This is a genomic window from Gammaproteobacteria bacterium (assembly GCA_022340215.1).
Classification (GTDB): domain Bacteria; phylum Pseudomonadota; class Gammaproteobacteria; order JAJDOJ01; family JAJDOJ01; genus JAJDOJ01.
Genome location: JAJDOJ010000147.1, coordinates 1 through 13,942 on the forward strand (window position 1 = coordinate 1; position 13,942 = coordinate 13,942).

Here is a 13,942-nt window from a genome sequence, read left to right on the forward strand (position 1 = left end):
CAGTTCTTCCCAAATCATGGGAAACAGAAAGCTTTGGATGTGCCGCCATGTGTGGGACAATTTGTCCAGTGCCTGGTTCATCGGATCTTGCCCTATGGTCATGATTCCGTTGGTTTAAAGTGCAACCTTATTTTACCAACATTGAACCGGGCACTCTCATTTATCGGCCTCGAATCGCCAAATAATTCGCTGGTCTTGGGAGTTTTGCAAGAGGCTCTTTCGTACTCCTGGGTAGCCGGTCCGGTGCCACGGCAGGCGTTTTTCGATCCAGGTGGGTCAGGATCTTCTCGATCACCTAGGGCTTTTCGATGATTATATGGAACGGTCCCGTTTTGCAAGACACATTTCCGTTCGAGACAAGAAGCAGGTTGCTATTGTACATCCGGCCTGTTGATACGAACGTATTGCCGCTGGCCTTGATGAATTCCGCTTGTCTTGACCTTAGGCGATTGCCGGAAAATGGCATACCAGGAAGGACTGTCATTTGACAGAAATCGCCTAAGACCAGACCGCGACGCCATGCGACTTACAGGACTGCGCCAACCAGTCCTTAGTAGAGAGCATAGTCGTCGTCGACCAGGAACACCCGCTGACCTCTATTTCCGCGCTGCGTTACATGGTGCGCCACACTGGTGACGATAATCCGAGGAAGTCGCGACATCCAACTGTCATAAACCTATTCGAAATTAGTGTTAATGGTCAGGTGTCACCGTAATTTAGGATCTTTTCGATCACCAGGAGGTCTTCGATGTTGGCAATGACCCTGGCCGCCCCGCCGCAGGCCAGGCTGATTCATCGGGAATAACAGGACAGCTTTGGCTGGCCCGCGCAGCGGGTGAGTATCAGGGAAGATACGAGCAGATCCAGGGTAAGATTCACTCGCGATTTGGGCATCAGTGCGGCCAGCAAAGAACAATCCGCCTCGCGGACCTCAGCTTGTTCCAGTAGAACTTCCATTGCCGCGGTCTATACCGGTTGCCGGTAGACGTCTGAGTAGCAATTCGCCACACACAGGTTCGCTGGAACAGGTGACCGCTTGGTTCAGTGCCAGATTGGTCGGTGGCGGCGTAGCACTGCCCAAGATTTCCAACTCGCGTATGCTGACCCAACGGCCCGTGTAGTCGTAGGCGCTCTCGACCCGCAGCCGCACATAGCGGGCTGGAACCGCTGAGAAGGTGTCCTTGATGACCGAGCCTCCCTGGGTGTTACCGGAGCGATCCACAAGCGGGACGTAGGGGTCCTCAACAGCCGTTTTCACCTCAACGTAATACTGATATGCGCGGTCCTTGTACGGATGCACATTGACGCCGCTGACATGGTAGACATCGCCCAGGTCGACCTCCACCCATTGCGGAAAATCTATGGCTGACCAGCGGTCGTCCACATCGCCATCCACGGTGTGGGCACAGCCGTTTTCCGGCTGCGGTTCGCTGGAACAGGTGACCGCTTGGTTCAATGCCAGATTGGCCGGTGGCGGCGTAGCGCTGCCCAAGATTTCCAACTCGCGTATGCTGACCCAAGGGCCCGTGTAGTCGTAGGCGCTCTCGACCCGCAGCCGCACATAGCGGGCTGAAACCGCAGAGAAGGTGTCCATGATGACGGCGCCCCCCTGGGTGTTACCGGAGCGATCCACAAGCGGGACGTAGGGGTCCTCAACAGCCGTTCTCACCTCAACGTAATACTGATATGCGCGGTCCTTGTACGGATGCACATTAACGCCGCTGATACGGTAGACGTCGCCCAGGTCGACCTCCACCCACTGCGGAAAACCTGTGGCTGACCAGCGGTCATCCATATCGCCATCCACGGTGTGGGCACAGCCGTTTTCCAGCTGCGGTTCGCTGGAACAGGTGGCCGCTTTGTTCAATGCCAGATTGGTTGGTCCGGAGACCTCTGCTATTTTGTGGACGGCTTTTCCGGCGAGCAGAAAGGCCCCGACGCCAAAATCTGCAGTGCTATCGTAAGTAACGGATTGGGCGCTGGATGGTGCTTTTCCCACCCCCTGTACGAAGCCGAGTTTACCGTTGGGATGGACGGCAGTAATCATGCCGTTCCACGCTCGGACGACCGGTTCGAGATACTCAGCCGGGCTTAAGATACCCATTTCGATGCCTATGGCCATCCCATAGGTAAAGAAAGCGGTACCGCTGGTCTCCGGCCCGGGGTAGTCATCGGGATCAGCCAGATTGACATTCCAGAAACCATCGGATCGCTGCACCGCTTTCAATGCTGCGGCCATTTCCTTGAACGTGGTCAGATATTCAATATAGTGAAGATCATCAGGCGACAGGGTAGCCAGAACGTCCGCATGAGCGGCAAAGACCCATCCGTTTCCCCGTGACCAGAAGATATCCTTGCCGTTGGGACTGGCATTGGGCGGCTTATAATTTTCGTCGCGATACCACAAACCTGCATCGGCATTGTACAAGCCCCGAGAGACCTTCGTGTCCCGGTAGAGTGCGTACATGGCTTCCGAATAGTTGTAGTTCCCGTTGCCGACGGACAGTTTGGCGTAAATCGGCATCGCCATAAACATGGCATCGATCCACCACCAGTCGTCCAGCGTTTCATGGTTCAGGTATCTGTCGACGACATGGTCGATGCTGGTCGTGATACACAGAATCTTTTCCGGGACAGGTTCGAGGTCGTACAGGGCAAGGTAGGTTCGACCGGCCGCCTGGTTGTCGGCATGAGCAGTGTTGCAGCCGCCGTTAAGCAGCCAGCTATGTTGTTCGGCCCAGTCGGTAGCATGGTCGAGATAATTTGCCTCACCAGTGGTCATGTAATGTGCCATATCGCCGAAGTAGTAGACCGCCTGTGCCCACTTGTTGTCCCCTGGATCGGGATGTCGGCTGATCCAATGATCGTTCACCCGCCCCATAGCGGACGCCACCTCCAATTTTGAAGGCGGGGACCAAGATTGGGCCTGGGTCGCAATGGGAGATATAGCAGAGCCGATGATTAAAATGGGGATAACAAACAACAATTCTGTAAATCGTAATGTTTTCATCGACGATTTCCTCCTGATAATCTGGAGGTATGAGGGTTAGACAATACAAAATCGGTATAGGTGCTGCTGGTCAGGCTCCCTTCGGCATCGCCACACTCGAACTTCGCCGCGAACCTGGCGATCGATTGATCGTTAGCGACTGTGGGCTCAGGGCTAATCAATCCCGACGTATCAATTTCCGCGTTCTCTCAAAGCTCGATCTCCTCTTCGAGGTTGGCAAAGCGTAAACCTTGAAAAGCCCCCCCCAACACCAAACCGCGCCACTACTTGGGTAAAGGAAAAACGTACGGTTCTACTTGGATCGAGCCAGCGGAGTCGCGTAGCGGCATCAAGGGAAATAAATCCACCACCGCTAGTTTCTAGATCCCTTAGATCTAACGTGCTCGCGGATGCGGAGGGGAAGGATAAAGCAGTTGAAAATAAAATAGACAGCACTACAAACAGCCCTTTGAAAGCACTCCAGACTGTCGTTATTCCTAATGTCGCTAGCAGATAAAATCTCGCTAGAGATGCGCGCCAATATCGTTGCCTTTTCAGGAGAGTACACATCGAACACCACCCCGTTCCTTCTCATTATATAGATCTATTGAATCGCTTTTCCTATTAGTAGAAATGCCTACTCATAATGTGATATACCCGTCGCTACCTCCAAGCTGCGAATCAGCACTTCAGACAGCCCGAGCAGCTTCGTCTCCTCCAGCTTGGCAACCTGCGCGGCTATCAGGACAGACAGCGCCGCGTGCTTCGTGAGAAAATGTAAGAGATCTCGCCTTCTGGGATCCGCGCCCGCATGATTCGCCCCACGGTCGCCAGGTGCAGGGCGAAGTGGGCAGCGATCTCGCGGTAACTGTAGGCGCTGGCGGCGTAGGCAGCAATGATGGCGTCATTACGATGGCGGCGGTTGGAGGCCTGCGTATACAGGCCGCTCAATTGACGTATCCCTTTGGAGAGGTTTCCGTCGGGCGTTTCCACGACCAGGTAGTAGTGCTTCGTGATCAAGCAATACGCATGACAGCTCCAGTTGAAACGCTCGACCCCCTCGGCCAGAACGCTTAAGAAGATCAGGCGGTCGTCATGGTCTTTGAGGAACGGCTCCCGCCAATGCGAAGGGGTCGGGCCATGCCGCGGACTATACGAAGAAAGGGTGGATGCGACAATGATAGACCTGACCCCATTATTCAATCGCTCAGGGATAGTTTATGGTGGCCTTTCCCTTTGTGGCCGGGCATGAATACAGCCTGTACCTGTTTGCTGCTCTTATCGGTTTTAACTTCGGTGGCAATTTCGCCTTATTCCCTGCTATCACCACTGATACCTTTGGTCACAAATTCTTTGGTCAAAATTATGGCTATGTGTTTCTCGCCTATGGTCTGGGTGGCACGGTAGGACCCATGCTAGGCGGTTATCTGGGAGACATGAACAATTTTCTACTGGCCTTCATCATTACCGGCGTTTTGAATCTTGTTTCTGCCATCATCATATCCACGGCCAAGGTTCCCACCAAGGGGCTGGAACCGGAAGACCTCATAGACGTGGATACGTCCGTCCAAGGCAGACCGGCAACGGCGGATTAAAGTTGATCTAGTCTTCCCCCTCGGGGGGAAACGAAGATATGCCTTACCTTGAAAGACCGCGCCGCCATTCGACTTACAGGACTGCGCCAACCAGTCCTTGTGGAGCACATAGTCGTCGTCGACTAGGAACACCCGCTGACCTTTATTTCCGCGCTGCGTTACATGGTGCGCCACACCGGTGACGATAATTCGAGGAAGTCGCGACATCCAACTATCATAAACCTATCCGTAATTAGTGTTAGTGGTCAGGCGTCACCGTAATTCCCGTAATTCCAAGAATGAAGCCCCTCCTGGTCTGGAGGGGCTTGTCAGGTGAACAGCCGGTACACTCGGGCACTATCTCTTCATCTTCAGGCGTCGTAGCGGTCGTTGTTCATCACCTTCGTCCAGGCCCTGACGAAGTCTTCCATAAACTGCTTCTCACCATCGTCGGAGCCGTAGACTTCGGCGACCGCCCTGAGTTCCGAGTTCGAGCCGAACACCAGATCGACGGATGTTGCAGTCCATTTCAGCTTGCCGCTCTTGCGGTCACGCCCTTCAGACACGCCGTCGGTCTTGGATGGCGTCCACTCGGTGGACATATCCAGCAGATTGACGAAGTAATCGTTGCTCAGCTGTCCGGGCTTGTCTGTGAAAAGGCCGTGCTTCGAACCGTTGGCATTCGCCCCCATTGCACGCATGCCGCCTACCAACACAGTCATCTCGGGTACTGTCAGGCCCAGGAGGTCTGCCTTCTCGACCAGCATGTCAGTCGGAGAGCCGTATGCTCCGTCACTATAGTAGTTTCGAAAGGCATCTGCCTTCGGTTCCAGTACCTCGAACGATGCCGCATCAGTCATCTCCGGGGTCGCATCGCCGCGGCCCGGTTTGAACGGAACCTTGACGTTGTGACCCGCGTCACTGGCAGCCTTCTCGATCGCGGCGGCACCGCCGAGTACGATCAGATCAGCCATGGAAACCTGCTTGCCACCGGAAGCCTCACTATTGAAGTCTTTCTGGATCTTCTCCAGCTGTTTCAGCGCCTTCGCGAGTTCTTTCGGATCGTTGACCTCCCAGTCCTTCTGCGGGGCAAGGCGTACGCGTGCACCATTGGCACCACCGCGCATGTCAGAATAGCGATAGGTGGAAGCCGATGCCCAGGCAGCTTTGACCAGTTCAGGCACGGTTAGACCGGATTTCAGTATCTTCGCCTTCAGCTCGTCTGCATCGCTGTCGCTGATCGCGTTGCCTGCCGGAACCGGATCCTGCCAGATAAACACCTCTTCCGGGATCTCGCTGCCGACGTAGCGGGCACGCGGGCCGAGATCACGATGCGTCAGCTTGAACCAGGCCCTGGCGAAAGCCTTGTCGAACTCTTTTGGATTCTTCAGGAATCGTTCGGCGATCTCGCGAAAGCCGGGGTCTTCCTTCAGCGAGAGGTCTGTCGTCAACATGATAGGCGGATTGCGTTTACCCTCGACATGGGCATCCGGTACCGCTGAGTGTGCTGATTTGTCGGTCGGTACCCACACTGTTCCCCCACCGGGGCTCTTCTGCTTTTCCCAGTCGAAGCGGAACAGGTTGTCCAGGTACAGGATGGACCATGCGGTAGGTGTCTGGGTCCAGGCGCCTTCCAGGCCGCTGGTCATGGTGTCTTCAGCATCGCCCTTACCGCACTTGTTCTTCCAGCCCAAACCCTGTTCTTGGATAGGCGCGGCGGCGGGCTCCGGTCCTACGCAGTCAGCTTTCACCGCTCCGTGAACCTTACCAAGCGTATGTCCACCGGCTATGAGAGCAACGATCTCTTCGTCGTTCATCGCCATGCGGTGGAACGATTGACGTATGTCCGCGGCGGCGGAGACCGGGTCGAGATTGCCGCTGGGTCCTTCCGGGTTCACATAGATCAGGCCCATGTGCAAAGCGGCCAGAGGTTTCTCCAGTTCACCCTCCTTACTAAAGCGCTTGTCGTTGCCAAGCATCTTGGTCTCGGGACCCCAGTAAACCCGGTCAGACTCCCAGTCATCCACACGCCCGCCAGCGAAGCCCAGGGTTTCAAAACCCATCGATTCCAGCGAGACGTTACCGGCCAGGATCATTAAGTCGGCCCAGGACACGTTACGTCCGTATTTCTGCTTGACCGGCCACAGCAACCGGCGGGCCTTGTCGAGGTTGGCGTTATCGGGCCAGCTGCCGAGAGGCTCGAAGCGTTGCTGACCGCCATCGGCACCGCCGCGACCATCATGGATACGATAGGTGCCCGCACTGTGCCAGGCCATCCGGATCATCAGGCCGCCGTAATGCCCCCAGTCCGCCGGCCACCAGTCCTGAGACGTCGTCAGAGCCTTCTCAATGTCTGCTTTCAGGGCCTTCAGATCGACGCTGGCAAAGGCCGTGGCGTAGTCGAAGTCATCACCGTAGGGATTGGAATTTTTATCATGGTCACGGAGCGGGCCAAGGTCCACTTGATCCGGCCACCAGAAAGTGTTCGGCTTGGCCTTGCCGCTGAACATGTTTTCCGATTGTGCTGCCGGCGCGATGGCGATGGCGATGGCGGCTGCGAACGGAATTGCTTTGTTTAACATTGCCTTGTTTCTCCTCCTCGGTTGTATTGTTAATGACTGATACAACCGATCTCTCTGTCGATCGAAGCTGCCACATTAGTAGGAACAATCGATAGCCTCAATTTAAAATTGGCTATAAGGGTAATTAGATTGAGCTATGGCTAGATCTGGTGTCTGAGCGCTTGCTGACAAGGAAGCCACCCTGCGGTTCTGTCCGGGATCTTCCAGAAGACCATCGGATTACGGTGATTACGGTGACACCTTACCATTCACTCCATTTTCTCCGTCAAACCCTACGGTTCCGTAGATGCAGGTCGACCTCGTTTGCCGGGACGTATCGGCCGGCCAGGACGCCGCTCGAGTGCCAAAAGCTCCTGATCGTTCATCAATGGTCGCCCAATGCCTTGGCCTTTCATCAAGGCAGCTTCCATTTCGGGGTCCGGCTCCATAGCCAAGAATTTCGCAAGATTTTCTACCCGATCAAGTAACGGACTCACGGTAACCAGCCCATCGTCCTCTCGGCGAAAATGCGCTGGCGTGCCGGACCAGGGCCAATCGGCCGCCGTCTTCGACAACTTTGCTCTAACTGGATTCAAAGCCACGTAACGGAATGCCGCCATCAGGTGGCGCTCTTCCATCGCTACACAGCCGAATCGCCCCTGAAACAAGTGGCCGGTAACCCGCAGTTTCGCGTTGATATACCCACTGTATCGACGACGGATTTCTCCCACTGCTCTCGACAACCCAGAGTCCTCCGACGGGACAAGGATAAAGCGGCGTATTCATGAGATGGGCGGACATGCGTCTCATGCGGAGGATGATCAGGGACAGCTGGCGCCGCAACCTGCAACCACTCGAGACCCTGACACACTGGCACCATTTCCGATCAAGCGAACTACGGAACATTATTCCTTTCATTAAATCTGTCGGCTACGTGGTAAACAGCGCCCTCCCCTTCGAATTGCCCATTCTAAAACATCACCTTTATGATTATTTCCCAACGGCCATCAGCACCTATAAGAATGAGCCCAAGCGCCAGGATGCATACATTAGAGCGAAACGCGTGAAGGAATTCCTGGATGGGATGATTGCGATTGCAGACGACAGCGCTATTGGAGGAGAATCTTTAGTTAGGGAATTTATCGGAGGTAGCGACTATGCATATTGACGAACGATCCATGACCGAGCTTCTCAAGGAAACCGCGGGAGCGTGTGGCGACCAGGCTGCAATCTACTTCCAGGGGAAAACGGTTTCATTCGCTCAGTTCGACAGCCTGTCGGATCATGTTGCAGCAAACCTCGCGGCAAAGGGGATTAAGAAGGGCGATCGCGTCGGCCTCTACTGCATGAATTCCGACGCTTTCGCCATAGCCTATTTCGGCATTGTGAAAGCCGGGGCCGGCGTGGTCCCGATCAACCTGCTTCTCAACCCCAAGGAAGCCGAATACATCCTTTCCGACGCAGGAGTCAGCGCCCTCTTCTATTTTGAAACGTTTTCGGATACGGTCTCAGCCATCAGGGAGAACATCGACAGCTTGTCTCACTGCATCTGCATCGGCAGCAACAAATCAAGCGAGGAAGACAGCTCGTTCGTCGAATGGCTCGCTGCAGATGGCCCGCCGCCGGAGGTTTCCTTCGACCCGGCGAATGATGTAGCCGTCATAATCTACACTTCGGGAACCACGGGCAAACCGAAGGGCGCGATGCTCACGCATCGCAACCTTGTGTCGAACACCCAGAGCATTCAAAGCGCACTGCAACTTGAGAAAGGACGCGATGTTATCCTTGTTGTATTACCCATGTTCCACGCCTTCGCTGCGACGGTGGGCATGCTATTCCCCCTTTTGCACGGCTGCACCTTTGTACCCCTACCAAAATTTGATCCGGAGGAAATCGCCAACATGATCGAGCAGCACGGCGTGACGCTCTTCATGGCCGTTCCCAGCATGTACAGCGTATTGCTTCGACTTGCCGATGCAGCGGTCGACAAGTTTGCGTCTCTCCGCTATTGCGCGTCGGGCGGCGCGGCGATGCCCCTGAAACTGATGGAAGATTTCGAACACAAGTTCGGCAAACTGATCTATGAAGGCGACGGCCCGACGGAGTGCTCGCCTGTTACGAGCGTGAACCCCATTGGCGGCCTCAGAAAGCCCGGCACGATAGGTAAGACCGTTCCCTTCGTCGAAATGAAGATCGTCGACTCCGGGGGCAAAGAGCTTCCCCATGGAGAGGTTGGCGAAATTTGCGTCCGCGGCCCCAATGTCATGAAAGGCTATTGGAACCGACCGGAGGAGACCGCATCATCCTTCTTCGGCGAGTGGTTCCGAACCGGGGACCTGGGAACGGAAGATGACGACGGGTATTTCGCCATCGTCGATCGCTTGAAGGACATGGTTATTGTGAACGGAATGAATGTCTACCCGCGTATGGTAGAAGAGATTCTTTACCAGCATGAAGCCGTGCGAGAAGCTGCAGTGATTGGTGAACCGCATGACATGCATGGAGAAATACCGGTAGCCTACGTCTCCTTGAAGGAAGATATGACCACGACAAGCGCATCCATCCGCGCATTTTGCTGGGATCACCTCGGGAGGCATCAGATTCCGAAAAAAGTATTTTTCCTCGACGAGCTACCAAAGAATGCAACCGGCAAGATTCTTAAACGCGAACTCCGCAAACACGGAGAACTTGAACGAGGCTTCGACAGTCGCGTCGAAGACAGTGAGGTCACAAGCTGATTCTTTCCAAACCGATCGAGGCGGAGGCGTAGTGGATTCATAAAACCATTGCGGTTGCTCGTACACTTTCTGGACATCGCCCTGTTGTTGGCGCTTGTACTCCTGACCCTTTACTGGCTACTGAATTATGGTGACACCTTACCCTTTACTCCATTTTCTCCGTCAAACCCTACGGTTCCGTCGATACAGGTCGACCTCGTTTGCCGGGACGTATCGCCCGGCCAAGACGCACGAGTGATAAGAGCTCCTGATCGTCCATCAATGGTCGCCCGATGCTTTGGCCTTTCATCAAGGCAGCTTCCAATTCGGGGTCCGGCTCCATAGCCATGAACTTCGCAAGATTTTCTACCCGATCAAGTAACGGACTCACTGTAACCAGCCCATCGTCCTCTCGGCGAAAATGCGCTGGCGTGCTGGACCAGGGCCAATCGGCCGCCGTCTTCGACAACTTTGCTTTCACTGGATTCAAAGCCACGTAACGGAATGCCGCCGTCAGGTGGCGCTCGTCCATCGCTACACAGCCGAATCGCCCCTGAAACAAATGGCCGGTAACCCGCAGTCTCGCGTTGATATACCCACTGTATCGACGATGGGTTTCTCCCACTGCTCTCGACAACCCAGAGTCCTCCGACGGCACAAGGATCAAGGGGATATGATTCGGCATAAAACAATAATGCGATTGCCGGAATATGGTATACCAGATTGCGCCGGATTTTCGTTCGTCATCAAGGCTCGACATCAGGCGCATAGTCGAACTATGTCACTGCTGTCGCAACGCAGAGGACGGACGAAAAGACAAGCAGGATGGTATGTCATTTGACAGAAATCGCCTAAAACCAGACCGAGACGCCATTCGACTTACAGGACTGCGCCTACCAGTCCTTGTAGAGAGCATAGTCGTCGTCGACCAGGAACACCCGCTGACGTCTATTTCCGCGCTGCGTTACATGGTGCGCCACACCGGTGACGATAATCCGAGGAAGTCGCGACATCCAACTATCATAAACCTATTCGAAATTAGTGTTAACGGTCAGGTGTCACCGTAATTAGTAATTACGAAGCAGAGCTATCGAGCAAGCTTGCCGCGAAGGAGCATAGCCACTGAACGGTCAAGTGAAGCGCATTGTTCGGCTTTATTCGGATGCCCATTCCATCTTGAGCTTGCGATGATGTATCGCACAATCGCGAAGGTATAAATTGATTAGGCTTTGGTATGGAATCCCTGTTTCCTCCGCCATCGATTTGAAATAGGCCACTGTATCCCGATCTAACCTCATAGTTACGGGTTGCTTTAAATATTTGGCGAAAGGATTTCTCTTTCCCTTCATTTTAGAAAAATCGTAGTGATCTCTCATTTTCGCTGCTTCCAGTATTCTTGTTCCTCGTCTCTGTCTGCTTTTCGGGCCGATATGATACGGACTACTGTTTCTATCTCACGAAAACAGTGGCAAACAACGAGCACCTGCGGTTCGAAGCTCAGCCCAAGCAGAATGAAGCGATCTTCTTCCTCTGAATGGTCAGGATCGTAAAATTGAATTGCATTCTCGTCATAAAACACGGTGCGAGCCTCTTCAAAAGACACCCCATGCTTCTGATTATTAGACGCAGCTTTTTTCTCATCCCACTCGAAACAAAGCTCTTTCATATGTACATTGTACGCATGATATAAAAAATGACAAGGAACGCCTGAGGAGCCGAACGTCGCAAATCACCGGCGGCAAGAATCAGAGCGAGGAACGAGCGGCGCTTTTTGATGCCGGAGTGCATTTGTCTTGTTAGCTGCTACTTCTCTCTTTTCTTGTATGCCCGCCATATTTCATCCATGTTCGCAGTCTCTAGCGCATTCTTTACAGCATTCAGTGCCTTTGCTGAGTAGCGCTTGAAAACACTTTTTCCGATCTTTACGGCCTTATAATATTCTTCCGATGCTTGAAGCTTCAGGTGCCACACTAACGCTACTAATTTTGGCTGGGTCAGTCCTGTTTTTTTCGCAAGTGCGGAAGCGCCCAACGTGTAGTAGTCAAGCTCGTTTACACGCTTTACAGCTAGAACCGTAGCACCTGGAGTCCCTTCCGGTACAAGTTGAACTGCCTCACCTTCTTTCTTTTTTATCCGAATGTCTACATTGATTCCTGTGCCTTCGGTATTTAGCTGCAAACTTGCTACCCCCGGAAATATCTCTTGCCATTTTTTGTTAGCCCGAACTTCCTTTACCATTTTGCGTAGCTCGAATTCGCTCGGTTGTGACCTCACTCCTTCAAGGGATGCCTCAACTATTGCTAATGCCCGCAATTTTGATTTTGCTTCAAGCTGCCTTCGAGATTTTGGCTTCAACAGATTTCTGATTTCTTCAAAGTCTGCCTCGACCATCGTGTGTAGGTCCCGGGGAGGTTCGGTTGATACTGGCAACACTCTTTCTGGGACGTAGTCTTTGAGCGACTCGCCAAACACACTGCTGATCAGGTCTTTATATAGACTAACCCCCGCTTGGCAATACATGTATAATTCTTGCTCAGACAATTCAACGATGTCGTGTTGAGCTGCATCTCGGAAGCTATTTATAATTTGAATTGTTAACCCCTGTTCTTCCGATAGACATTTTACTTTTTCATCAGTTATACATTTGCGAACACATTTCTCATGCCCAACAGTCTCCTTCTCGTACGCCTCGCGGATTTTTCCGCCTTTGTGTAAGATTATGGCTTTAGGAAGCAACTCAAGAGCTCTATCAAGGAGAATTAATACCGCTTCACTTCGCCCTCGGTCCCATGGACGGTTGAAGTGTTCTATCGCCAGGATCAAAGAATCCAGCGATTTCTCTAAAAGTATTTTTGCCCGTTTCTTCACGCGATTCCTTTAGCAGCTATCGCCCACAACAGGGGCCAAACGTAGTGGAGCCCATTTGCGGTAAAGTGAGCAAAGCGAACCGCAAATTGGCGGAGCGTAGTTTGGTCCCTTGCTTGTGATTGTTATGCACTGCTAGCGAGGCTCCGCCTCAGACCGACGAGTCCTGAGGTGGCATTGAGAGGCCCCGGTTGATCTACGGAAGGCTATGCTTCCGTTAGTAGCCGCGTGAAGCGGCGGAGTGGCGTAAAGCCAGAACGTCAACCGGGGCCTGCAGTTATGATAGGACAAACGGTAGGGGAACTGCTGAGAGAAAAAGTCACTCTCGACATTGAAGGGATCGACCGCCTGTATCTGAATCTGTACCAACCGATGCTGCAGACAGGTGGCGGAGTGGCGACCTTCTTCAAACAACATCGTGGTGCGAAGGTCGCTTCCACTGTGTTGATGGGTCCCATGAGCCATGCGTTCGTCAGAGCTATCCGCGAATTTGCCAGGCGCGAGGGGGTGGAGATCGTCGCCTTCGCCAAGGGCGAGCGCAAGGATGAGGTCACCAGGAAACGCTTGCAGGGCTTTTCCGCTCCAGAGGGAGTGGTTTATATCGGCAAAGCGCAGGAGATGTTCGCCAGCTTCCGCGTCACCAAGAAGTTCAGCGATCGCACTGGAAAGCCCTTCCCCTGGCTCAGCCGCGGCACCGTGATGTGCAATCACTATTACTTCTACCTGGTGGATAAGGACTTCGGTCCGCTGTTCATCAAGTTCGCCTCCTACTTCCCCTACACCGCGCGCGTGTGCATCAATGGCCATGAATACGCCAAGCGGCAGTTGTCCAAAGAGGGCATCGCCTTCGAGGCGCTGGACAACGGGGTGCTCTCCTGTGCCGATCCAGTGCGTTTGCAGCAGATTCTCGATGAGCTGAACGTCCCCAAGATCCAGGCCTTGGTCAACAAATGGCTGGCGCGCCTGCCCGATCCATTTACTGTTGAGGACCACGCCGCGGGCTTCAACCCTCAACTGTCCATCCTGCAAGCGGAGTTCTCCCGCACGCAGGTCTTCGACCGTCCTTTGAGCGGGCGCCACCTGTTCGAGGAGATTATCCGCGAGAACATCGATCTGGGCCGTCCTTCCAAGGTCAGCTTGATCTTCCAACGGCGGATTACCAAACGCACGCCGGGAACCTTCCACACCCGCGTCGTTACCCAAGGGGTCATCCCCTCGCTGCATGTCAGCTACAAA

At 53.8% G+C, this 13,942-nt stretch carries 11 protein-coding genes and 1 pseudogene; 5 read left to right on the plus strand and 7 right to left on the minus strand.

Annotation, left to right across the window (positions count from 1 at the left end; genetic code table 11):
* A partial coding sequence (locus LJE91_10450) for a hypothetical protein (protein ID MCG6869113.1) occupies positions 1-312 on the plus strand: 312 nt, incomplete at its 5' end.
* Positions 313-931: 619 nt separating this feature from the next.
* Here the strand turns inward: LJE91_10450 and LJE91_10455 are convergent.
* Both LJE91_10455 and LJE91_10460 read right to left on the minus strand, forming a co-directional pair.
* Complete coding sequence (locus LJE91_10455) at positions 932-3,010, minus strand: glycoside hydrolase family 88 protein (protein MCG6869114.1); 2,079 nt, start codon at positions 3,008-3,010, stop codon at positions 932-934.
* A gap of 891 nt (positions 3,011-3,901) precedes the next feature.
* Positions 3,902-4,093, minus strand: a pseudogene (locus LJE91_10460) (addiction module toxin RelE).
* Positions 4,094-4,209: 116 nt separating this feature from the next.
* Between LJE91_10460 and LJE91_10465 the strand changes: the two are divergent.
* The gene (locus tag LJE91_10465) at positions 4,210-4,584 is read left to right on the plus strand and encodes an MFS transporter (protein MCG6869115.1); all 375 of its coding nucleotides are present in this window, start codon (positions 4,210-4,212) and stop codon (positions 4,582-4,584) included.
* Between the two features lie 350 nt (positions 4,585-4,934).
* Here the strand turns inward: LJE91_10465 and katG are convergent, their stop codons facing one another.
* Entirely contained in the window at positions 4,935-7,073 is a 2,139-nt protein-coding gene (katG, locus tag LJE91_10470; protein ID MCG6869116.1) for a catalase/peroxidase HPI, read from the minus strand.
* A gap of 859 nt (positions 7,074-7,932) precedes the next feature.
* Here katG and LJE91_10475 point away from each other — a divergent pair.
* Entirely contained in the window at positions 7,933-8,292 is a 360-nt protein-coding gene (locus LJE91_10475; protein MCG6869117.1) for a hypothetical protein, read from the plus strand.
* Positions 8,282-9,862, plus strand: coding sequence for a long-chain fatty acid--CoA ligase (locus tag LJE91_10480; GenBank protein MCG6869118.1), 1,581 nt, complete (start codon positions 8,282-8,284; stop codon positions 9,860-9,862). The genes LJE91_10475 and LJE91_10480 overlap by 11 nt, the downstream gene beginning before the upstream one ends.
* Before the next feature lie 169 nt (positions 9,863-10,031).
* Here LJE91_10480 and LJE91_10485 read toward each other — a convergent pair whose 3' ends face one another.
* From LJE91_10485 to LJE91_10500, 4 genes are all read right to left on the minus strand, one after another.
* Positions 10,032-10,610, minus strand: a complete 579-nt coding sequence (locus tag LJE91_10485) for a transposase (GenBank protein MCG6869119.1) — start codon at positions 10,608-10,610, stop codon at positions 10,032-10,034.
* 385 nt (positions 10,611-10,995) lie between these two features.
* Positions 10,996-11,271, minus strand: coding sequence for a BrnA antitoxin family protein (locus LJE91_10490; protein MCG6869120.1), 276 nt, complete (start codon positions 11,269-11,271; stop codon positions 10,996-10,998).
* Entirely contained in the window at positions 11,214-11,507 is a 294-nt protein-coding gene (locus LJE91_10495) for a BrnT family toxin (protein ID MCG6869121.1), read from the minus strand. The genes LJE91_10490 and LJE91_10495 overlap by 58 nt, the downstream gene beginning before the upstream one ends.
* 137 nt (positions 11,508-11,644) lie before the next feature.
* The gene (locus LJE91_10500; protein MCG6869122.1) at positions 11,645-12,709 is read right to left on the minus strand and encodes a hypothetical protein; all 1,065 of its coding nucleotides are present in this window, start codon (positions 12,707-12,709) and stop codon (positions 11,645-11,647) included.
* 276 nt (positions 12,710-12,985) lie between these two features.
* Here LJE91_10500 and LJE91_10505 point away from each other — a divergent pair.
* Positions 12,986-13,942, plus strand: a 957-nt coding sequence (locus LJE91_10505) for a hypothetical protein (GenBank protein MCG6869123.1), incomplete at its 3' end; no start/stop codon positions are given.

Excerpts from the sequence above, each read along its gene's own strand:
- LJE91_10480 (MCG6869118.1), top strand. The coding sequence starts at position 8,282 with ATGCATATTGACGAACGATCCATGACCGAGCTTCTCAAGGAAACCGCG.
- LJE91_10495 (MCG6869121.1), bottom strand. The coding sequence starts at position 11,507 with ATGAAAGAGCTTTGTTTCGAGTGGGATGAGAAAAAAGCTGCGTCTAAT.
- LJE91_10455 (MCG6869114.1), bottom strand. The coding sequence starts at position 3,010 with ATGAAAACATTACGATTTACAGAATTGTTGTTTGTTATCCCCATTTTA.
- LJE91_10485 (MCG6869119.1), bottom strand. The coding sequence starts at position 10,610 with ATGCGCCTGATGTCGAGCCTTGATGACGAACGAAAATCCGGCGCAATC.
- LJE91_10465 (MCG6869115.1), top strand. The coding sequence starts at position 4,210 with ATGGTGGCCTTTCCCTTTGTGGCCGGGCATGAATACAGCCTGTACCTG.
- katG (MCG6869116.1), bottom strand. The coding sequence starts at position 7,073 with ATGTTCAGCGGCAAGGCCAAGCCGAACACTTTCTGGTGGCCGGATCAA.
- LJE91_10475 (MCG6869117.1), top strand. The coding sequence starts at position 7,933 with ATGCGGAGGATGATCAGGGACAGCTGGCGCCGCAACCTGCAACCACTC.